General features: G+C 70.8%; 23 protein-coding genes. 14 read left to right on the forward strand and 9 right to left on the reverse strand.

Features of this window, described 5'->3' with window-relative positions; translation table 11 throughout:
* Nucleotides 1-532 precede the first annotated feature (532 nt).
* Nucleotides 533-1,231 (reverse strand): methyltransferase domain-containing protein, encoded by a 699-nt coding sequence (locus AB0I72_RS22280; RefSeq protein ID WP_358571776.1) that lies wholly within the window; start codon nucleotides 1,229-1,231, stop codon nucleotides 533-535.
* Nucleotides 1,232-1,409: 178 nt separating this feature from the next.
* Here AB0I72_RS22280 and AB0I72_RS22285 point away from each other — a divergent pair, with 178 nt between their 5' ends.
* From AB0I72_RS22285 to hisG, 3 genes are all read left to right on the forward strand, one after another.
* Nucleotides 1,410-2,234: an SDR family oxidoreductase gene (locus tag AB0I72_RS22285; protein WP_358571778.1), complete on the forward strand. Its 825-nt coding sequence runs from the start codon at nucleotides 1,410-1,412 to the stop codon at nucleotides 2,232-2,234.
* 110 nt (nucleotides 2,235-2,344) lie between these two features.
* The gene (locus AB0I72_RS22290) at nucleotides 2,345-2,608 is read left to right on the forward strand and encodes a phosphoribosyl-ATP diphosphatase (protein ID WP_013156366.1); all 264 of its coding nucleotides are present in this window, start codon (nucleotides 2,345-2,347) and stop codon (nucleotides 2,606-2,608) included.
* Between the two features lie 61 nt (nucleotides 2,609-2,669).
* On the forward strand, nucleotides 2,670-3,524 hold the full coding sequence (gene hisG / locus AB0I72_RS22295; RefSeq protein ID WP_358571780.1) for an ATP phosphoribosyltransferase: 855 nt from the start codon (nucleotides 2,670-2,672) through the stop codon (nucleotides 3,522-3,524).
* Between the two features lie 91 nt (nucleotides 3,525-3,615).
* Here the strand turns inward: hisG and AB0I72_RS22300 are convergent, their stop codons facing one another.
* Nucleotides 3,616-5,088 carry a cellulase family glycosylhydrolase gene (locus AB0I72_RS22300; RefSeq protein ID WP_358571782.1) on the reverse strand — a complete coding sequence of 491 codons (1,473 nt, stop codon included), beginning with the start codon at nucleotides 5,086-5,088 and terminating at the stop codon, nucleotides 3,616-3,618.
* A gap of 68 nt (nucleotides 5,089-5,156) precedes the next feature.
* Between AB0I72_RS22300 and AB0I72_RS22305 the strand changes: the two genes are divergently transcribed.
* A complete protein-coding gene (locus AB0I72_RS22305; protein ID WP_358571784.1) occupies nucleotides 5,157-5,702 on the forward strand; it encodes a hypothetical protein in 546 nt (181 codons plus the stop codon).
* A 46-nt stretch (nucleotides 5,703-5,748) separates the two neighbouring features.
* Nucleotides 5,749-6,489 (forward strand): spermidine synthase, encoded by a 741-nt coding sequence (locus tag AB0I72_RS22310; protein WP_358571786.1) that lies wholly within the window; start codon nucleotides 5,749-5,751, stop codon nucleotides 6,487-6,489.
* 56 nt (nucleotides 6,490-6,545) lie between these two features.
* Here the strand turns inward: AB0I72_RS22310 and AB0I72_RS22315 are convergent, their stop codons facing one another.
* The gene (locus AB0I72_RS22315; protein ID WP_358571788.1) at nucleotides 6,546-7,661 is read right to left on the reverse strand and encodes an epoxide hydrolase family protein; all 1,116 of its coding nucleotides are present in this window, start codon (nucleotides 7,659-7,661) and stop codon (nucleotides 6,546-6,548) included.
* Nucleotides 7,662-7,745: 84 nt separating this feature from the next.
* Between AB0I72_RS22315 and AB0I72_RS22320 the strand changes: the two genes are divergently transcribed.
* Nucleotides 7,746-8,429, forward strand: coding sequence for a helix-turn-helix domain-containing protein (locus tag AB0I72_RS22320; protein WP_358571790.1), 684 nt, complete (start codon nucleotides 7,746-7,748; stop codon nucleotides 8,427-8,429).
* A 55-nt stretch (nucleotides 8,430-8,484) separates the two neighbouring features.
* Here the strand turns inward: AB0I72_RS22320 and AB0I72_RS22325 are convergent, their stop codons facing one another.
* Nucleotides 8,485-8,703 (reverse strand): EF-hand domain-containing protein, encoded by a 219-nt coding sequence (locus AB0I72_RS22325; protein ID WP_358571792.1) that lies wholly within the window; start codon nucleotides 8,701-8,703, stop codon nucleotides 8,485-8,487.
* A 336-nt stretch (nucleotides 8,704-9,039) separates the two neighbouring features.
* Here AB0I72_RS22325 and AB0I72_RS22330 point away from each other — a divergent pair, with 336 nt between their 5' ends.
* The 6 genes from AB0I72_RS22330 to AB0I72_RS22355 all read left to right on the forward strand — a co-directional run bounded on the left by AB0I72_RS22330 (nucleotide 9,040) and on the right by AB0I72_RS22355 (nucleotide 13,616).
* A complete protein-coding gene (locus AB0I72_RS22330; RefSeq protein ID WP_358571794.1) occupies nucleotides 9,040-10,014 on the forward strand; it encodes a PstS family phosphate ABC transporter substrate-binding protein in 975 nt (324 codons plus the stop codon).
* A gap of 28 nt (nucleotides 10,015-10,042) precedes the next feature.
* Nucleotides 10,043-11,002 carry a phosphate ABC transporter permease subunit PstC gene (pstC, locus tag AB0I72_RS22335; RefSeq protein WP_358571796.1) on the forward strand — a complete coding sequence of 320 codons (960 nt, stop codon included), beginning with the start codon at nucleotides 10,043-10,045 and terminating at the stop codon, nucleotides 11,000-11,002.
* A complete protein-coding gene (gene pstA, locus AB0I72_RS22340) occupies nucleotides 11,003-11,950 on the forward strand; it encodes a phosphate ABC transporter permease PstA (protein WP_358571798.1) in 948 nt (315 codons plus the stop codon). It begins immediately after the preceding gene.
* Nucleotides 11,951-12,076: 126 nt separating this feature from the next.
* Nucleotides 12,077-12,799: a response regulator transcription factor gene (locus AB0I72_RS22345; RefSeq protein WP_358571800.1), complete on the forward strand. Its 723-nt coding sequence runs from the start codon at nucleotides 12,077-12,079 to the stop codon at nucleotides 12,797-12,799.
* Nucleotides 12,800-12,926: 127 nt separating this feature from the next.
* Entirely contained in the window at nucleotides 12,927-13,259 is a 333-nt protein-coding gene (locus AB0I72_RS22350) for a putative quinol monooxygenase (RefSeq protein WP_358571802.1), read from the forward strand.
* A 102-nt stretch (nucleotides 13,260-13,361) separates the two neighbouring features.
* Complete coding sequence (locus AB0I72_RS22355; protein ID WP_358571804.1) at nucleotides 13,362-13,616, forward strand: hypothetical protein; 255 nt, start codon at nucleotides 13,362-13,364, stop codon at nucleotides 13,614-13,616.
* 77 nt (nucleotides 13,617-13,693) lie between these two features.
* Here AB0I72_RS22355 and AB0I72_RS22360 read toward each other — a convergent pair whose 3' ends face one another.
* The 3 genes from AB0I72_RS22360 to trxA all read right to left on the reverse strand — a co-directional run bounded on the left by AB0I72_RS22360 (nucleotide 13,694) and on the right by trxA (nucleotide 16,159).
* Nucleotides 13,694-14,491: a response regulator transcription factor gene (locus AB0I72_RS22360; RefSeq protein WP_358571806.1), complete on the reverse strand. Its 798-nt coding sequence runs from the start codon at nucleotides 14,489-14,491 to the stop codon at nucleotides 13,694-13,696.
* Between the two features lie 52 nt (nucleotides 14,492-14,543).
* The gene (gene pstB / locus AB0I72_RS22365) at nucleotides 14,544-15,416 is read right to left on the reverse strand and encodes a phosphate ABC transporter ATP-binding protein PstB (protein ID WP_358571808.1); all 873 of its coding nucleotides are present in this window, start codon (nucleotides 15,414-15,416) and stop codon (nucleotides 14,544-14,546) included.
* Between the two features lie 335 nt (nucleotides 15,417-15,751).
* A complete protein-coding gene (trxA, locus tag AB0I72_RS22370; protein WP_358571810.1) occupies nucleotides 15,752-16,159 on the reverse strand; it encodes a thioredoxin in 408 nt (135 codons plus the stop codon).
* 282 nt (nucleotides 16,160-16,441) lie between these two features.
* Here trxA and AB0I72_RS22375 point away from each other — a divergent pair, with 282 nt between their 5' ends.
* Together AB0I72_RS22375 and AB0I72_RS22380 are read left to right on the forward strand one after the other, a co-directional pair.
* A complete protein-coding gene (locus AB0I72_RS22375) occupies nucleotides 16,442-16,789 on the forward strand; it encodes a DUF202 domain-containing protein (RefSeq protein ID WP_358571812.1) in 348 nt (115 codons plus the stop codon).
* Nucleotides 16,786-17,160, forward strand: a complete 375-nt coding sequence (locus tag AB0I72_RS22380) for a DUF202 domain-containing protein (protein ID WP_358571814.1) — start codon at nucleotides 16,786-16,788, stop codon at nucleotides 17,158-17,160. Before AB0I72_RS22375 ends, AB0I72_RS22380 begins: the two co-directional genes overlap by 4 nt.
* 158 nt (nucleotides 17,161-17,318) lie before the next feature.
* Here AB0I72_RS22380 and AB0I72_RS22385 read toward each other — a convergent pair whose 3' ends face one another.
* Both AB0I72_RS22385 and AB0I72_RS22390 read right to left on the reverse strand, forming a co-directional pair.
* Entirely contained in the window at nucleotides 17,319-18,302 is a 984-nt protein-coding gene (locus tag AB0I72_RS22385) for an NAD-dependent epimerase/dehydratase family protein (RefSeq protein ID WP_358571816.1), read from the reverse strand.
* A 152-nt stretch (nucleotides 18,303-18,454) separates the two neighbouring features.
* The gene (locus AB0I72_RS22390) at nucleotides 18,455-19,168 is read right to left on the reverse strand and encodes a PIG-L family deacetylase (protein WP_358571818.1); all 714 of its coding nucleotides are present in this window, start codon (nucleotides 19,166-19,168) and stop codon (nucleotides 18,455-18,457) included.
* Nucleotides 19,169-19,352 lie beyond the last annotated feature (184 nt).

Genomic DNA, 19,352 nt, shown 5'->3' on the forward strand with positions numbered 1-19,352 from the left:
GGGGGGTGCGGGCCAGAGCGGAGATGCGCCGCCGCACGTCCACGGGCAGGGGTTCGGGGGTCGTGTCGCGGGTCCGGCCGGGCAGTGCTGGCGCGCTTCCGGCCGCCTGGGTGAGCGTCACGTTGCCTCCTCCATCGGTCTTCGTCGACCTGGGGACGTCGGTGAGATGTGGGACTCCGCGCGCATGGTTCGGGCGCACACCGCAGTGGTGTGAAGACGGTAGAACCCAGGGCTTGTGGCGCGGGACGGGCTTCAGGGGACTTGAATCAGACCTTGGGAATATTGGGAATATTTGGTGTGAACACCGACAGACTGGACAGGCAGTCGGCCGGGACAAGGCCGGGTCCTCAAGAAGTCAACGCGAGACTACCCGCGCCACACGGGTCACCGCGACACCTCATCCGGACGAATCAGGTCACGGTAGGGCGAATCTTGTTCGGGCACGGTACGGCCCCGCCCCCGGAGCGCCGTGGCACGGGGGCGGGGCCGTCGGACGACGGGTCCCGGTCGTCCACCGGGACGGTCGGCGGGCTCAGACGGGCTTGCGCAGGTGGTGCACCCACGCGGGCGGGACGTTGGCCCACACGCGCTCGGAGCGGATCCCGTAGCGGTCGATCCAGTCCTGCACCAGCCAACTCGTACGGGCCTGGCGCAGGTAGTCCTCGCGGCGCGCGATGACCGCCTTGATCTCCTTGGTGTACAGGTAGCCGTAGAAGGACAGCGTCCCGCCCGGCCGCAGCACCGTGAAGTAGTGGTCGAGGATCTCGCCGACCTGCTCCGCCGTGAAGTTCGCGAACGGGAGCCCCGAGACGATCACGTCGTAGGTCTGGTCGGTGCCCATGTCGTTGACGAGCATGGCGTGCACCGTGGCGCGGTCGGCGATGGCCGACAGCTCGCGATCGCTCCCGAGCAGGTCCTCGACGTGGGCGGCGAACCGCGGGTTGGCCTCCACCAGGTCGACGGTGTCTTTCGGCCCCATGGCGGCGGCGATCCCCCGGGTGATCGCGCCGGTCCCGGCCCCGGCCTCCAGGATCCGCAGCGCTTGCTCGGGATCGGGGCGCTCGCGCACGTACTCGGCGAGGGCGTCGGCCAGTGCTCTACTGCTCGGAACGACGGAGCCGGTGGCGTGGAAGGTCCGTACCGCCTGGGTGAAGAAGAGCTTGGTGTCGCGGAGGCGGTCGTCCAGCCTGAGGGCGGTGAGAGGTCCGGTGGGACTCTGGGTCTCGGCCATACCCGAACGCTAGCGTCTGGCGCGCGTCGACGGGAGGGATCGGCGGGAAGTCCTGGCGCGCGCGACGGTGTGTTCGCTCACGGACCGGCTGAGGGCGCGGCCGCACGAGGACGATGCGGACGCCGCGTCGGAGGCGTCCGTCGAAGGCGGTGGAGGGGGCGGGCGTAGTCTGGCCCCCATGAGCGATGCGGACACCACGCCCCGACCCGCCCCCCGGACCGCACTGGTCACCGGCGCCTCCACCGGCATCGGTGAGGAGTTCGCGCGCAGGCTGGCCCAGCGCGGGTACGCCCTGGTGCTCGTCGCCCGCCGCGCGGCCCTCCTCGACGAACTGGCCGAGGACATCCGGGACACCTACGGCACCGGCGTCGAGACGCTCCCCGCCGACCTCGGGACCCGCGAGGGCGTGGCCGCCGTGGCCGAGCGCCTGTCCGTCGACGGCGGGGGCGACGCCGCCCCCGTCGACCTGCTCGTCAACAACGCCGGACGCGGGGACGGAGGCCCGTTCGCCACTCAGGACCCGGACGAGATCGACGCCATGCTCGACCTCAACGTGCGCGCCGTCCTCCAGCTGACCCGCGCCGTCCTGCCCGTCCAGATCGCCCGCCGCGCGGCGGGCGAGACCGCCAGGCTCGGTGTGATCAACGTGTCGTCGCTGGCTGGTGAGCCCCCGGTCAACCCCGGCGGCTCCGTCTACGGCGGCGGCAAGAAGTTCGTCACGCTGTGGAGCGAGAGCGTGGCCGCCGAGGTGCGCAAGGAGGGCGTGCACGTCACCGTGGTCCTGCCCGGTTTCGTCCGCACCGACATGACCCGTGCGGTCCAGGAGAGGGGCCTGCCCGAGTTCGCCTTCGTGCCCAGGCACCAGCTCGTGCGCGACTCCCTGCGGGCCTGGTCCGCCGGGCGGTCCCACGTCATCCCGGGCGCCCAGTACAAGGCCGCGGACGGCGTCCTCCGGGTGCTGCCGCGCTCGGTCGTGCGCGCCCTGGCCCGCCGGATGGTCTGACCCCGTTCCGGAAGTCTTCGACCACATCGTGAGACATCCGCCTCCGGTTGCGGCAACGGGCGCGCGGAGCGCCTACGCTGGTAGCGCACTGTCGGTCGAGGAAAGACACCATGAAGACCTTCGAAGAGCTGTTCGCCGAGCTGTCCGAGAAGGCGCGCTCCCGCCCCGAGGGGTCAGGGACCGTCGCCCAACTCGACGCCGGTGTCCATGCCATCGGCAAGAAGGTCGTGGAGGAGGCGGCGGAGGTCTGGATGGCCGCCGAGTACGAGTCCGACGACCAGGCGGCCGAAGAGATCTCGCAGCTCCTCTACCACCTCCAGGTTCTGATGCTGGCCCGTGGCCTTCGCCTCGAGGACGTCTACAAGCATCTCTAGCCGGTCCCGCACCGGCTCACCGGACGTCCCCGAAACGCCAGAACCGACGAAGGAACCAGCAATGACCGACCTGTTGCGCATCGCCGTGCCCAACAAGGGCCAACTGTCCGAACCCGCGGTCGAGATGCTGCGCGAAGCCGGGTACCGGCAGCGCAAGAGCAGCCGCGACCTGGTCATGGTCGACCCCGACAACGACACCGAGTTCTTCTTCCTGCGTCCCAAGGACATCGCCGTCTACGTGGGCGAGGGCATCCTCCAGGCCGGGATCACCGGGCGGGACATGCTGCTCGACTCCGGCGCCGAGGTGGACGAGGTCCTCGCCCTGGGCTTCGGCGCCTCCACCTTCCGCTTCGCGGCGCCCAACGGCGCGAGCATGACCGTCGGCGACCTCAACGGCAAGCGGGTCGCCACGTCCTTCGACGGCCTGCTCAGCTCCTACCTGGACGAGCAGGGCGTCGACGCCCGGGTGATCCACCTGGACGGCGCCGTCGAGAGTTCCGTGCAGCTCGGCGTGGCCGACGCCGTCGCCGACGTGGTCTCCACCGGGACCACGCTGCGCCAGGCGGGCATGGAGACCTTCGGCGAACCGATCCTCGTCTCCGAGGCGGTCGTGATCCGGCCGAGGGGCGCGGGCGAGGACCCGAAGATCGAGCAGCTCCTGCGGCGTCTGCGCGGCGTCCTGGTCGCCCGCGACTACGTGATGATGGAGTACGACGTCCACGCCGAGCACCTGGAACCGGCCGTGGCGCTCACCCCGGGCATGGAGGGGCCGACGGTCTCCCCGCTGCACCGGGAGGGCTGGGTCGCGGTCCGCTCGATGGTGCCGCGCAGGGACGCCCAGCGGATCATGGACGACCTGTGGCAGCTCGGCGCCCGGGCCATCCTGGTCACCGACATCTACGCCTGCCGCCTCTGACCGCGCGCGGGCGTGCGCCCACGGCGGGCGTGCGCCCGCGCGCGTGTCCGACGGGCCCCGGCGCGGGGCCCGTTCCCGTGTACGGGCGGCCTCACTCCGGGACGACGGTGAGCGTGTACTCGTCCCCGGGCTCCCCGGAGGGCGTCTCGACGAACAGCACGCGCCGCCGCCCGTCCCACTCCGACGTCCAGTCCCCCACGCCGTCGGGGGCGTCCACGGACAGCTCGAACCCCTCCGGATAGGTGTCCTCGGGCAGGTAGAGCTCGGTCGGCCCGGACACGCCGTCGCGCACCGCGAACCGCACCGTGAGCCGCGCCGCGTCCGCGTCGTTCCCGATCTCCAGCGGCTGCCCGGCGACCGCGCGCGGGTAGGCCCGGTTCATCGCGGCCACGAGCGGGCCCGGGGTGAGGTCCTCGTCCGCCCAGGGTCCCCAGCCGTCGTGGTCGTTGGACCAGTACGCCCGCCCGGAGGCCATGTCCTCCGTCTCCGCCAGCATCCGCGTCACGTAGTCGAGCGCGCCCTCCCCGGACACGTCGAGTCCGAACTCGCCCAGGACGATCGGGGCCTCCAGGCGCTCGGCGGTGGTGCGCACGCTCTCCGACCACAGTTCGATGCTCGTCTCCACCGTCTCCCGCGAGCCGCCCGCGTACGGCTGCCCGAGGTCCATGGGCAGCGGGTAGGCGTGCGGCGCGTAGACGATCCGGGGTTCGCCCTCGCGCGGGTCGATCAGAGGCGGGAGCGCGGAGGGCAGACCCCAGTTGACGCCCACGGCCTGCCCCTCCACGAAGAGCCAGGTGTCCTGGTCGACCTCGCGGATCCGCGCGGCGCACCGGCGGTACAGCTCGGCGAGCGGGCCGCTCTCGAAGTCGGGCCCCTGGAGGCTGCCGCCGAAGGGTTCGTTCATGAGGTCGTAGCCGAGCACCGCCGGTGCGTCCGCGAAGCGTGCGGCGACGCGGGCCCAGGCGTCGGCGTACTCGTCCATCAGCTCGGGGTGGTCGCCGGTGGTGCCCCAGAAGTGGTCGAAGCTTCGGACCACCCCGGGCTCCAGGTACACCAGCTCCCACATCTCCCGGGGTTCCACGGGCAGGCCGTCGGTGTGGGTCGCCCACTTCGGGGCGCCGTTGCCGGAGTGCCGTTCGGGGCTGGTGAACCGGCCGTACAGGTCCTGGTGCATGTCGAGCAGGACGTGGTAGCCCCGCTCGGCGTACCAGTCGACCCGCTCGGCGACCGCGTCCAGGTACGCCTCGTCGTAGACGTCCCGCTCCGGTTCGAGCGCCTGCCACTGGAGGAGCAGCCGGACGAAGTTGGTGCCCATGAGGTCGTACTCGCGCTGCACCGCCTCCTCGGTGATCCAGGGGAGGCGTTCCGGGTCGGACTTGGCCGAGCCGGAGGTGTTGAATCCGTGGAGGAACAGGGCGCGCCCGCGTTCGTCGGTGATGTACCGGGTGGGCCCGGGCTCGTGCCGGGTGACGACCGCGACGGCGGTGGTCAGGAGCAGGGCGAGCGCCACGAGCGCGGCCGTGGGGAGGCGGCGGGTGAGTCGACGTCGGACCTGGCGAGGCATCGGCACCGCCCTTTCGGGGATGGGGGCGAGGGGGCGTCGGGGTGGTGGATGAGACGTGGATCACTAGGATGCAAAAGGTGAATAAGATTCGCAATATCCGCATCGCCGGTGTCGCCGCCGTCGCCGTGCTGCTCCCCTGCGCGCTCTTCGCCAACGCCGCGTTCACGGCCTGGCTCGGCGCGCGCGCCGCCTGGCTCCTGCTGCCCTCCGCGTTCGGCGTCCCCTTCGCCTTCCCCCGGCTCGGCCCCGCGGCCGTCGGTCAGCCCCCGTGGCACTTCGCGACGGAACTCCTGGCCGTGCTGGTCCTCGCCGCCGTGACCGCGTGGTGGACCCACCGCGCGCTGAACCGGCGCCCCGGGGCCGGCTCCGCGCGGTTCCTGCTCTCCGTCTGGGCCGCGGTCCTGCTCGGGTTGGTGGCCGCCGGCGTCCTGCGCGCCGCCGCGGGCGCCCTGGCCGCGGGGGTGGGTCCCGTGGCGCTGCTCGGGTTCGCGCTCGCCGGAACGCTCAGCGGCCTCCTGTGGGGGGTGTGCACGGGCTGGGTCTGCGCGGTGCCGGTCGCGATCGTCCACCGGGTGACGACGGGCACGGAGGCCAGGGCCACGGCCGGGTCCTGACCGGCACGGGAGGACCCGGGCCCGCGCCGGAGGGCAGAATGTGGGCATGGAGCAGCGGAGACCGGAGCGGGCGGCGTACACCATTCCCGAGGGCGAGACCGTCACCCTGGACCGGGTGACCGGTGAGACCGGCGGTGACCTGGTGCTACGCCGGGTGGGCCCGCACTACGAGATCTACTCCAACGGGGTGTTCCTCATGGACACCCGCGACGGCACCTCGGAGCGGGAGATGGTGCGGGCCAGCCTCGCCGCGCTGCCCCGGGGGCGTTCGCTCGCCCGCGTGCTGATCGGGGGACTGGGTGTGGGCTTCTCCGCCCGCGAGGCCCTCGACCATCCCCGGGTGGCCAGGGTCGACGTGGTCGAGCTCGAACCGAGGGTCATCGCCTGGCACGACGGCGAACTCGGCGAGGCCGCCGGGTACGTCCACCGCGACCCGCGCTGCCGGGTGCACAACGCCGACATCGTGGCCTGGCTCGACGACGCCCGGGACTCCGCCGACCCCGTGCGCTACGACGTCATCTGCCTCGACACCGACAACGGGCCCGACTGGACGGTCGTGGAGGGCAACGGCCGACTGTACGAGGACGCCGGGTTGGGCGGGCTCGGCGAGCTGATGGCCCCGGGCGGGCTGGTGGCCTTCTGGAGCGCGAACGCCGCGCCCGCCTTCGAGGAGGCGCTGCGCGGGCGTTTCGCGTCGGTCCAGGTCGTCGAGGTGCCGGTCGCCCGGGGCGTGCCCGACGTCGTGTATCTGGCGTCGGGGCCGCGCGGGGAGGCCGCGGCCACCTGAGTCGTCACGGTCCCGTGCGACGGCTCACGTCGCCGACGTGAGCCGTCGCGTGGCACTCAGCGGGACAGGGCGGCGAAGAACTCCCTGACGTCGCCGACCAGGGTGTCGGTTTCCGCGTGGGCGGCGTAGTGGCCCCCGGAGGGGTAGGAGTTCCAGCGCACGATCGTGGAGTGGTCGCGTTCGGCGAAGGCCCGGATGGAACGGAAGTCTCCCTCGAACATGGCCAGGGCGGTGGGGACGGTCGTCGGGCCGGTCTCCTCGCGCTTGGCCTTGTCGTTCTCGTAGTAGAAGCGGATCGACGACGCCGCCGTGCCGGTCAGCCAGTACAGGGCCACGTTCCCCACCACGAACTCCTCGTCCAGGGTCGTGTCCATCAGTTGGGAGTTCCAGGCGAGCAGACCGGCCGGGGAGTCGGCGAGCGCGAACGCCAGGGTCTGCGGCTGCTGGCTGTGCAGGGTGTTGAAGGAGAACTTGTTCTCGTAGAACCACTGGAGGTGGGCCAGCGCGCCCTGGTCCTCCTCGCTCAGACCGGCGAACTCCGCCGGGTCGCCGGAGGGGAACGAGAAGATCTGGGTGACGTGCACGCCGACGACGTGGTCCGAGGCGATCCGACCGACCTCGGGCGCGATCATCGAGCCCGCGTCGTTGCCCACCAGTCCGTAGGAGTCGTAACCCAGTCGGCGCATGAGCTCCACCCAGGCGCGGGCCGTGCGGACCGTGTCCCATCCCCTGCCGCGGGTCGGGCCGGAGAAACCGAATCCGGGCAGGGAGGGGATCACCAGGTGGAAGGCGGGGTCCTCCGGGGACTCCGGCTCCGTCAGCGGGGCGACGGCCTCCAGGTACTCCAGGACCGATCCGGGCCAGCCGTGGGTCAGGAGCAGCGGCGTGGCGTCCTCGCGGGAGGAGGTGACGTGCAGGAAGTGGATGACCTCTCCGTCGATCTCCGTCGTGAACTGCGGGTGGGAGTTCAGCCGCGCCTCCAGCGCGCGCCAGTCGAACTCCTCCAGCCAGTACCGGAGCAGGCCGCGCACGCGGTCTCCGGAGACGCCGTAGTCATCCCCGGCGTCCGGCAGCTCGTGGGGGAACAGGGTGCCGCGCAGCCGGTTCTCCAGGTCGTCGAGCGCGGCCTGCGGGACCTCAACGCGGAACGGGCGGATCTGGGGGTGGCTCATGGCTGATCCTCCTTGGAGCGGAACGCTTCGTTCCCCTTTACTCTATCAGAACGGAATGATCCGTTCCACTGTTAGAATGGAAACATGACGAAGAGGGTGGAGGGAACGCACATGGGGAAGGACGGGGCGCCGGGCCTCCCGGGGCGTCGGACGCAGGCCGCGCGCAACGACGAGGTGATCCTGGAGGCCGCCCGCGCGGTGTTCGTCGAGGATCCGAAGGCGCCGGTCTCGGCCGTCGCCGCCCGCGCCGGAGTCGGTATCAGCGCTCTGTACCGGCGCTACGGGAGCAAGGAGGAACTCCTCCGCAGGCTCTGCCACGACGGTCTGCGCACGTTCGCCGCCGAGGCCGAGCGGGCGGCGGCCGACCCCGATCCCTGGCGGGCGTTCACCGGTTTCCTCCGGAGGGTCGTGGACGCCGACGTGCACTCGCTCGCCGTGCACCTGGCGGGATCGTTCACCCCCACGGAGGAGATGAACCGTGACGCCGTCCGCGCCGCCGAACTGGGCGCGGCCCTGGTCGTCAGGGCCCGGGAGGCGGGGCGCCTGAGGGCGGACGTGGTACCCGACGACGTGACGCTCGTCCTGGAGGGCTGCGCGGCCATCCGACTGCTCGACGCCGAGCGCACCCGGCAGCTGCGGAAGCGCCACCTCGCGCTCCTCGTCGCCGGCATGGACGCCGCCGGGGGGCCGTCAACGGGCGAGGGGGCGGCGGAACTGCCGGGGCCGCCGCCCGAGGCGGCCGAACTGGCCTGGCGCTGGTCCCGCTGACGGTCGGTCGTTCCGGTCCCGGGTCCCGACGGCCGGGGCCGGACGTGGCGGGGGCTCAGGCCCCGTTGTCGGCCATGTAGAGGGTGAACTCCTCCAGGGTGATCAGCCCGTCGCCGTCCCGGTCCATCGCCTCGATCGCCCGTTGGGCCTGCTCCTCGGTGCAGCTGTCCCCCATGCGGTGCATCAGGTCGGCGTACTCCTGGGCGGTGATGCGCCCGTCGCTGTCGGCGTCGACGAACGCGAAGGTCGCCGCGTACTCGTTGGTGTCGGGCATGTGCGTTCCTCTGTTCCCTGCGTGGGGGCTGTGTGCGGCTCGCGTCAGCGTATCGGTGCGTTCCTTCCAGGGGGAAGCCGACGGCGCGCCACGCGGAGCACACCGGAAGTCAAGGATCCTCACTCTTCGTGGTGACATGTGTTCTCGGTGTGTTTCCTCGCGGAGCCTGGTCTGAATTGAGTCGGCTCCTTCATCTTTCGTTCATCTTTTCTCTCTTCCCTGATCAGTCGGACCGCCTTGCATGGGGAACGTGCTCGGCGGGACACGCCGGGCGGCCCCTGCACCGGGTCGGCGGTTCCCCCTGTCGGCCGCAAGCAACGAGTCAAGGATTCCCACGTGATCTCTAAGAAGTGGCTTCAGGTCGTCGGCGTGGCCGGAGCGGTTCCGTTCATCCTCACCGCCTGCGGCGGCAACGGCGGTGGCGAGGAAGGCGGCGGCGAGAGCGGCGGTTCCGACCTGTCCGGCACGATCTCGATCGACGGTTCGAGCACCGTCGGCCCCCTCTCCGAGGCCGCTGCCGAGCTGTTCATGGGAGAGAACCCCGACGTCCGGGTCTCGGTCGCCCAGTCCGGCACCGGCGGTGGGTTCGAGAAGTTCTGCAACGGCGAGACGGACATGAACGACGCCTCGCGTGAGATCGGCGACGACGAGGTCGAGGCCTGCCAGGGCAACGACATCGCGTTCGAGAGCGTCCAGGTCGCCAACGACGCCCTGGCCATCGTGGTCAACCCCGACAACCCGCTCGAGTGCATCACCGTCGAGCAGGCCAGCCAGATCTGGAACGAGGGCTCCTCCGTCACCACCTGGGGCGACGTGGACGGCATCGACGTCGGCGACCTCTCCGGCGAGGACATCACCCTCTACGGCCCCGGCTCCTCCTCCGGCACGTTCGACTACTTCACCGAGGCCGTCAACGGTGAGGAGGGCGTGATCCGCAACGACTACACCGACATCGGCGAGGACGACCAGGCCGCCGTCGTGGGCGTCGAGGGTGACACGGGCGCCATGGCCTACATCCCCTACTCCTACTTCACCGAGGCCGGCGACGCCGTCAAGCCGCTCCAGATCGACAACGGCGAGGGCTGCGTCGAGCCCACCCTGGAGAACGTCCAGGACGGCTCCTACGCCCCCCTGGGCCGCGGGCTCTTCGTCTACGCCAGTGACGTCGCCCTGGAGCGCCCGGAGGCCGTGGCGTTCATGAACTTCTACATCGAGAACCAGGCCGCGATCTCCGAGGCCGCCGGTTTCGTCCCGCTGACCCAGGAGCAGATGGACACGGCCACCGAGCAGATCGAGTCCCTCACCAACTGACCGCCCTCGATCTGAGAGCACTCCAGCCATGGCAGACAGCAACATGGCGACCCCTACGGCCGGCGCTGAGCAGCGTCGGCCGTTGGCGGGCGCCGGATCCTCCCATCTGGGCGAGCGGGGCATCAAGCTCTTCCTCGCCCTGTGCGCGGCCTTCTCGATCCTCGTCACGACGGGCATCGTCATCGCCCTCGTGGTCCCCACGGTGAGCTTCTTCGGACAGATCACCTTCTCCGAGTTCCTCTTCGGCACCGTCTGGCAGCCCGCGTTCGCGAACCCGTCCTTCGGTGTCCTGCCGATCGTCGTGGGCACGATGATCGTCGTCGTGACCGCGCTCGCGGTCTCGGTCCCGATCGGTCTCGCCTCCGCGATCTACCTGTCCGAGTACGCCTCGCAGCGCGTGCGCAAGGTGATCAAGCCGGCCCTGGAGGTCCTGGAGGGCATCCCGACCGTCGCGATCGGCCTCTTCGCCTTCTTCTTCATGCGTCCGATCGCGGAGAGCCTGTTCCCGTTCTTCCCCTGGGACACCCCGTTCTCCATCGGTATCGCGGGTGTGGCCGTCGGCCTCCTCATCGTGCCGCTGGTCGCCTCCGTCGCCGAGGACGCGATGCGGTCGGTCCCCGGCGGACTCCGCGAGGGCGCCTACGCGCTCGGGGCCAGCAAGATGCGGGTGACCCTGCGCGTGGTGTTCCCGGCCGCGATCTCCGGCATCATCGCCGGGGTCGTGCTCGGCACCTCCCGCGCGATCGGCGAGACGATGGTCGTCCTCATCGCCGCGGGCGCGGGCAACCCGAACCTGACCTTCAACTGGTTCAGCTCCGCCCAGACCATGACCGCCTACATCGGCGGCACCGCGACCGGCGACATCCCGCAGGGCACGGTCGTCTACGACACGATCTTCGCCGTCGGCACCCTGCTGTTCTCGATGACGCTGGTCATGAACATCATCGCGACCCGTCTGGTCCGCCGCTTCCGTGAGGTGTACGAGTAAATGGTCATCGACAAGGGAAAGCGGCCCCAGAGGTCGCGGCTGGCCGTGGCGGGAGCCCGGGCGGCCACCGAGAGCATCTTCACCCCGTCGTCGCCCGGCGACCGCGTGGCCAACGTGCTCTTCCGCGCCCTTCTGCTGCTCGGCATGGGCTTCGCCCTGCTCGGGCTGGCCGCGATCATCGTCTGGTCGTTCATCGAGGGTCTTCCCCGCCTGGACACCCAGCTGGTCACCGAGGGGCCGTCCACCCTCTTCCCGGAGAACGCCGGGTACCGGACCGCGATCCTCGGCACGCTGTGGGTGATCGGCGGCGTCGTGCTGTTCATCGTCCCCGTGGGCGTGGGCGCGGCGATCTACCTGGAGGAGTACGCGGACAAGACCCGGTGGTGGAACCGCGCCATCGAGGTGAACATCCAGAACCTGGCGGCCGTGCCGTCCATCGTGTTCGGCATCCTGGGCCTGGCGTTCATCGTGCGCGGACCGCTCAGCCTCGGGTTCGTCGCGGCGGCGGGATCGCTCACCCTCTCCCTGCTGGTCCTGCCGACGGTCATCCTCGCCGCGCGCGAGGCGATCAAGGCCGTCCCGAACTCGACGCGTCTGGGTTCGCTCGGTCTCGGCGCGACCCAGTGGCAGACCATCTGGCACCACGTCCTGCCGGGCGCGCTGCCGGGCATCCTGACCGGAGTCATCCTCTCCGTCTCCCGCGCGATCGGTGAGTCCGCGCCGCTGCTGCTCGTCGGCGCCGTCACCTTCGTGACCTTCGAACCGACCTTCTTCGACGGGCAGTACTCGGTGCTGCCGGTCCAGATCTACAACTACGCGGGCCGTCCGCAGGACGAGTTCCGAGTGCTGGCCGCGGCCGGGACCATCCTCATGCTGGCGGTGCTGCTGTCGATGAACTCGTTCGCGATCTGGCTGCGCAACCACTACGAGAAGAAGAACGTGAGATGACCGGGGTGCCGGAGAGCGCACCCCGGGGGGTTCCCGTGGCCGTCCACGGGTCCGACCGTTCGGTCAGCCTCCCGACCGGCGCCACCACGGCCGTGTCGGGTTCGTCCCGTTCCAGGAGGGCCGCGCGTGGAGTCTCCGTCGCACCCGGAGGGACGGCCGACGCTGTTGGTGGGCGAGTCGGACCGGCGCGGGGTCTCCGAGCTTCGGACGCTCCTGGCCGGGGAGCCGATCGACGTCCTGTACTGCGAAGAAGCCCCCAAGGCGCTGCTGCTCCTCGGGCGGACCGCCCCGGACGCCGTGCTCCTCGGATCGATGGACGGTCCGATCGATCCGCTGGAGTTCCTCCGCATCGTCCGTAGCTCCGACCGGGTGCTGCCCGTGGTCGTGGGCGTGCCGCCCGGGGACGCGTCGTACGCCGAAACGGCGCGGTCCCTCGGGGCGACGCGCACGGTGGAGCGGCCCTACCGTGCCGACACCCTGCTGCCCGTCCTGCGGTCGCTCGTGCGGGGGCTGGGCCGTGATCCCCAGGGGTCGACCACGATCGACCTGGGGAGGCTGCGGGTCGACGGCGAGGCCCCGGCGTTCCGGCTCGACGGAAGGCTCGTGGCGCTGCCGCCCACGGAGTACCTGCTGCTGCGGCACCTGGCGCGCAACGTGGACACGGTGGTGTCCCGGCAGGAGTTGATCCGGGCCGCCTGGGCGGGGGACGCGCCGGTGCGCACCAACACGCTCAACGTGCACGTCATGCGGCTGCGCAGGAGGTTGGGGGACGACCGGGCGCGGCCCCGGTGGATCAGCACGGTGCACGGGGTGGGGTACCGGCTGACCGTGCCGGAGAGCGGCATGTGACGAGCTCCTCGCCGCGTGCGACCTTCGCGGCTGTGACGTTCGGGCATGATGGGGCGACGGAGCGTCGGAGGGGCGACTGCCCCCGGCCCGACGCGGATGACCGCACCGACCGCGAAGCGAGAGCCCGTTGATCTTCATCACCGTCAAGTTCACCGTCCGGCCCGAGCGCGCCGACGAGTGGCTCGACCTCACCCGCTCCTTCACCGAGGCCACCCGCGCCGAGCCGGGCAACGTCTTCTTCGAGTGGTCCCGCTCGGTCGACGCGGACAACGTCTTCTATCTCGTCGAGGCCTTCGCCGACGGCGAAGCCGGGCGCGAGCACGTGGAGTCGCCGCACTTCGCCAAGGCGATGGACGACATGTCCTACGCCGTCGCGACGCGGCCCTCGATCGTCTCCACCGACATCCCCGGCATGTCCGGGTGGGGTGAGATGGGCGAGACCGCTCCCCGCGAGGCCTGAGCGACACGTCATCGGGTGCTCACCGCGGGTTTCCCTTCCCGCCCCTTATGGCGTGCTTATCTCGAAGGGATAACAAGTGGGAGAACCTACGGAGAGGGAGCGATGTTCGACGATGCGATCGAGTGGTTCAAGGGTCTCTTCGGTGGAGCCGCCGAGGAGATGACCCAGGGCGTCACCGAGACCCTGGGGGGAGCCGCGGAAGGTGCCCAGGCCTACGGCGAGGACGCCTTCGGAGGAGCGGCGGAGACCGTGCAGGGCTTCCAGGATCAGGCCGACGCCGTCGGGGGGATCGTGGAGGACCCGGGCGGCGCGGCGGCCGACGCGGCGACGGACCACCTCTACGGCGACGGCCGCTGAGGTCGCGGCGGCGCCGTGTTCGGTTCCCCGTTCGGAGAGGTCGGGCGCGGGTCGTTCGACCGGGTCGGGTGGGGCGGTCAGGAGTCCAGGGTGTCCAGGCGGTAGCCGATCCCGCGCACCGTGTGGATGAACCGCGGCTGGGACTCGGAGTCACCGAGCTTGTGGCGCAGGCGTCGGATGTGCACGGCGATCGTGTTGTTCACCGGCGGCAGCGGCTTGTGCCACACCTCCGTCCACAGCTCCTCTCGGCTCACCACGCGCCCGCTGTGCCGCATGAGGAAGTCCATGATCCCGAACTCCCGCAGGGCCAGGTTGACCGGGTTGCCGTCCACGAACAGCCGGTGGCCCAGGGCGTCGAGCTCCAGCGCGCCCGACCGCAGCGCGACGGGGGGTTGGACCCCGTTGACCGGTGTGGGAACGTCGCCCGCGGGCAGTGAGCCGCGCAGCAGCGCGGAGAGCTCGGGGATCCGGTAGGGGCGGTTCACGCAGGCCGTCGCTCCGGCGGCCAGCGCCCGCATGGCGCGCTGGGAGTCGCCCGGACCGACCCCGATGAGGACGGGGATGTCGGTCGCGCGGCGGGTGACCCGCACGAGTGTCTCCAGGTCGACCTCGGGGGGATTCGCGCTGGTGACGAGCGTGTCGGGGCGGATCATGCCGATCCGGAGCAGGGCCTCGGCCGCGTCCACGCAGACGGTGATGTCCATGTCGTGCCCGCTGAGCGACAGCACGAGCTGGTGGGACTGCTCCGACTCCGGTTCGATCAGCAGAACGCGCAGCGGCCCCTCCGACCGTTCGCCGCCGCGCTCCACCCGCTCCTCCTCGTCCGGCGAGCCCGAGGGCTGGGCGACGGGGGCGGAGGGGCTGAGCGCGGGCATGGGCGATCCACTTCGTCGAAGGGGAGGAAGGACGGGTCGTGTCGCGCGTGGCCTACCCGAAGCGGCCGGAGATGTAGTCCTCGGTGCGCTTGTCGGAGGGCTTGCTGAAGATCGTGGCGGTCTCGTCGTACTCGACCAGGCTGCCGAACCGGTCGCCGTTGCCGTCGACACCGGCGGTGAAGAACGCGGTCCGGTCGGAGACGCGCGCCGCCTGCTGCATGTTGTGGGTGACGATGACGATGGTGAACTCGTCGGCGAGCTCGTACATCAGGTCCTCGATCTTGAGGGTCGCGATGGGGTCGAGCGCCGAGCACGGCTCGTCCATCAGGATCACCTCGGGGTTGACCGCGATGGCGCGCGCGATGCACAGCCGCTGCTGCTGGCCGCCGGAGAGGGCGAACGCGCTCTGCTTGAGCTTGTCCTTGACCTCGTCCCACAGCGCGGCCTTGGTCAGCGACTCCTCGACGAGGTCGTCCAGGCCGCTGCGCACGCCCTTGATGCGGGGGCCGAAGGCGATGTTGTCGTAGATCGACTTGGGGAACGGGTTCGGCTTCTGGAAGACCATGCCGATCCGGCGGCGCACCTCGATCGGGTCGACGGCGGGGTCGTAGAGGTCCTCGCCGTGGTAGCTCACGCTGCCCTCGACACGGGCCCCGGGAATGAGGTCGTTCATCCGGTTGAGCGTCCGCAGCACGGTGCTCTTGCCGCAGCCGGAGGGGCCGATCATCGCGGTGATCTGGCGCGGTCCGACCTTCATGTTCACATCGCGGACGGCCTTGTTGTCGCCGTAGTAGATGGAGAGGCCGCTGACGTCGAAGACGGGTTCGTTCAGACCGGGAACCTCCCGGTTGTACCGGACGGTGTCGGGGGCGACGCCGCGGCCGGACTCGGCGCCGCGGGGAGTCGCGGTGTTGCTGACAGACATGGGGCCACTTCCGGATGGAGGTTACGCGGTCGATGAGGGGCGAATCCCGCGGAGCGCGGTCGTACCCATGCAAAGGTGTCCGGATGAAGCGGAGGTGAACGAACCTCGTGGCCAAAGTGAACGTGGGCGGTGAACTCCGGACGGGATGGACGTCACCCTTCCGCGAGGGACGCCCCGGGGGCGCGGTGAACACCGTCCGTGACCGACCGAAACGATGGTGTTGGTGACCTGGTGGATGTGGTTGGTGAACGGCGGGGTGATGCCGGACGCGAACCGCCCCGGCGCGGCGGTGGCGCCGCGCCGGGGCGGTGGTCGCCGGCCCGGCGAACGGGGGGTCAGCCCTGGCCGTCGCTCTCGGTCCGGGGGCGACCGCCGTCGTCCGGCGCGGTCTGCTCGGCGATCTTCGCGCGGACCTCGTCCATGTCCAGCTCCCGGGCCTGGCTGATCAGGCTGTCCAGGGCGTCGGCCGGGAGCGCCCCGGGCTCGTTGTAGATGACCGTCCGGTCGCGGACGACCATGAGCGTCGGGATGGACTGGATGTTGAACTCGTAGGCGAGCTCGCGCTCGGCCTCGGTGTCCACCTTGGCGTGCACGATGTCGGCGTGCTTGTCCGAGGACTTCTCGAACACCGGGGCGAACTGGCGGCAGGGACCGCACCAGTCGGCCCAGAAGTCGATGAGGACGAACTCGTTGTCCTTCAGCGTGTCGGCGAAGTTGTCCTTGGTGAGTTCGACGGTGGGCACGGGGTCTCCTGGAATCTGATCGTCGTCTGGTGTCGACCTGTGGCCAACTGCCATCCTCTTGCAGTGCTACAGCAGTGGTGTCCGCTCGTTTGTTCCATGGCCGGGCGGGGCCCGTCAATGGTGTCATCCATGGGCGGTTTCCGACACAACACGCATGACATACCTGTTTGGGAGGCTGGGCGCGCTGGGGCTAGGGTCTGCTCAAGGGACACGGTCCCATTGTCGTGACCGGATCGCGGACTGTGGCCCGAACAGCGAAATCTCGAGGCCGACGGGGGACGGATGAGTAGCGACGCATCCGGCGACGGCCCCTCCGTCGACTACCGCTTCACCCTCGCCAACGAGCGCACCTTCCTCGCCTGGCTCCGGACCGCCCTGGCCCTCCTCGCCGGCGCCGTCGCGGTGCTGCACCTGCTGCCGCTCGACTGGAGCGACGCCCAGCGCATGACGGTCGGTCTCACGCTCACGGTCCTGGCCGGGGTCGTCACCGTGTACGCGCCCCTGCGCTGGTACCACGTGCAGAAGGTCATGAGCCGCGGACGGACGCTGCGGATGAGCCTGTTGCCGGTGGTGGCGACGTTCGCGATCTTCCTGGTGTGCGTCGTGATCCTCTGGGGGAACCTGCGGTGACCGCGGAGGGCGGCGAGGACCGGGACCCGGGCCTTCAGCCCGAGCGGACGCTGCTGTCCTGGCAGCGCACCCTGATCCTGGTGGTCGTCGTGGGTGTCCTGTACATGCGCGGGTCGCTGGTGGGCGCGGCCCCGGCGCTTCCGGTGGCGCCGCCGATCGTCCGGTTCGCGACCCTGGTCGGCCTGCTGTTCGTGTGCTGCGTCCTCGCACTGCACCTCTGGTACCGCTGGCGACGGACCGGGCGGGGCCTGAGGGACCCCGTGACCGGGCGGCCGCCGCCCACCCTGGCCCGTCCGTGGGCGATGGGCCTGCTCAGCGTCGGCGTCCTCGGTCTCAGCCTCGTCCTCGTGGTGTCGGTCCTCCTGGCGTGACCCGTGGGCCGGGTCGCCGGGCACGGGTTCGGGGCCGTCCCGGGCGGGCGGGACGGGTGGCGCATGCCCTGAGCGGGCGGGGTGCGGGCGCCCGGTGGCCGTGTCCCTCCCTCGCGCGGGTACGGGGGCACACCGGGGCCGTCGACGTCCGCTCCGCGTCAGGCGGGCGTGGGAACGGAGCGCTCCGACCGGCGGTGCTCGACGAGCGACTGGATGATGTCGTTGAGGTCGCGGGTCGGCGCGAAGCCGATCAGCCGTCCGGCCAGCGAGGTGTCGGGGTAGCGGCGCTGCATGTCCTCGTACCCCTCGCCGTAGGCCTGTTCGTAGTCCACGTAGGTGATCGCGCTGGAGGATCCGGTCAGCTCGACCACGCGGTCGGCGAGCCCCTTGATCGACACCTCCTCGCGTCCGCCCAGGTTGACGGCGCGGTTGTGGGCCTCCGGCGTCTCCATCAGCCGGGTCATCGCGGGCACGACGTCGAAGACCGAGCCGAAGCAGCGCCGCTGCGTGCCCGTGCCGTACACGGTGATGGGCGCACCGGCCAGCGCCTGGTCGACGAAGCGCGGGACGACCATGCCGTACCGGCCGGTCTGGCGAGGTCCGACCACGTTGAAGAACCGCGTGATGACGCAGGGGACGCCGGACTCGACACCGTGGACGTAGGCGACCAGCTCGTCCAGACCCTTGGCGGCCGCGTACGACCACCGGCTCTTGGTCGGCGACCCGTAGACGCGGTCGTCGTCCTCGGTGAGGCCGTCGGCGTCGTTCTTGCCGTACACCTCGCTCGTGGAGGCGACCATGTACGGCACCCGGTGCGCCACGGCGGCCTCCACCACGTTCTCCGTGCCGTGCAGGTTGGTGCGCAGCGACCGGAGGGGGCTGTCCACGATCGTGTGGACGCCGACCGCCGCGGCGAGATGGTAGACGGTGTCGGACTCGGCGACGAGGGCGTCGACGAGGTCGCGGTCGAGGATGTCGCCATGGACGAACCGGAAGCCCGGCGCCCGTTCGGCTTGGGTGAGGTTGTCGGTCGAACCGGTGGACAGATCGTCCAGGACGGTGACCTCGTGGCCGCGTGCGACCAGGTGGTCGCACAGGTGCGAGCCGATGAATCCGGCGCCGCCGGTGACGAGGGTCTTCATCGTTGTTCCTCCACTGTGGTTGGTGCGCCCCGCGCTTCACGGGGCCATGGACACACAAGGGATCGGTGGGGTGGTCCTCGGAGCCGGGCACGGGGCCGGGCCGGGGGCGTGCGGGTGCGGGGGCGGGCGTGGCCGGTGGGGCGCCCGGCGGTTCAGGCGTGCTGGCGTAGGACGTGGAACCCCTCCGCGAGCGCGACCCCGGCCTGCATGCCCCGGAGGACGGCCAGGGCGCGCAGGGTCGTCGCCGAGCGGGTGTGCGGGTGGGGGTGGTTCTGCGATCCATAGGTCGCCATCGCGTCGAGCTTGGCCGCCAGGGCTCCCTCGTCCAGCTCGACGAGGAGGGAGGGCGGGGCGACCGCGTCCGCGCGCCACTGGTCGGCGGCCTCCTCGTAGGCGAGGACCAGGCGGGGGTGGTGGCGGAGGGAGGCGTTGGAGGGGCGCAGCGCGGTGTGGGCGGCCTCGGCGACCGCCCGGTGGTCCTGGTTGTAGCTCGTGTGGTGCGGGGCGATCACGACCGTGGGGCGGAGGCGGGCGACGGAGAGCGGGCTCTCGTGCTCGATCACCTGCGCGAGCCGGTGCCGACCGACGAGGTCGAGCCGGAGGTGGTACTCGTCGCCGGGCAGCGCCATGTGCCAGTCGTCCCAGTGGAAGTGGTCGCGCACCTGCTTGATCTCGGCGAAGCGCTCCTCGGCGGTGGAGTAGCCCTTCGGGGACAGGTCGGCGGTGTCGCCGACCGTCATGAACTGCACGAAGACCTCGGCCCCCGCGTCCTTGGCCTTGCTGATGAGACCACCGCAGCCCAGGGTCTCGTCGTCGGGGTGGGGTGCGAGGACCAGGATGCGCTCCTGGGACCAGTCAGTCTTCATGCCAGTTTCCCGTCCTTGACCGAGAGGGGCGTATGGGGGATTCCGGTCGGCCGAGGGTGGCGGAGGCGAGACCGGAGTGGGGAGCGGGACCCGTGCGCGGTGTGGTGGCCGCGTTGGTGGTGGTGGTCATGGGAGAGAGGCGGGGTTCCATGTGCGGTGCGAACCTCAGGGGCGCATGAGGTTG

It is taken from the genome of Nocardiopsis sp. NPDC049922 (genome assembly GCF_040660275.1).
In the GTDB taxonomy this organism is placed as follows: Bacteria; Actinomycetota; Actinomycetes; order Streptosporangiales; family Streptosporangiaceae; genus Nocardiopsis.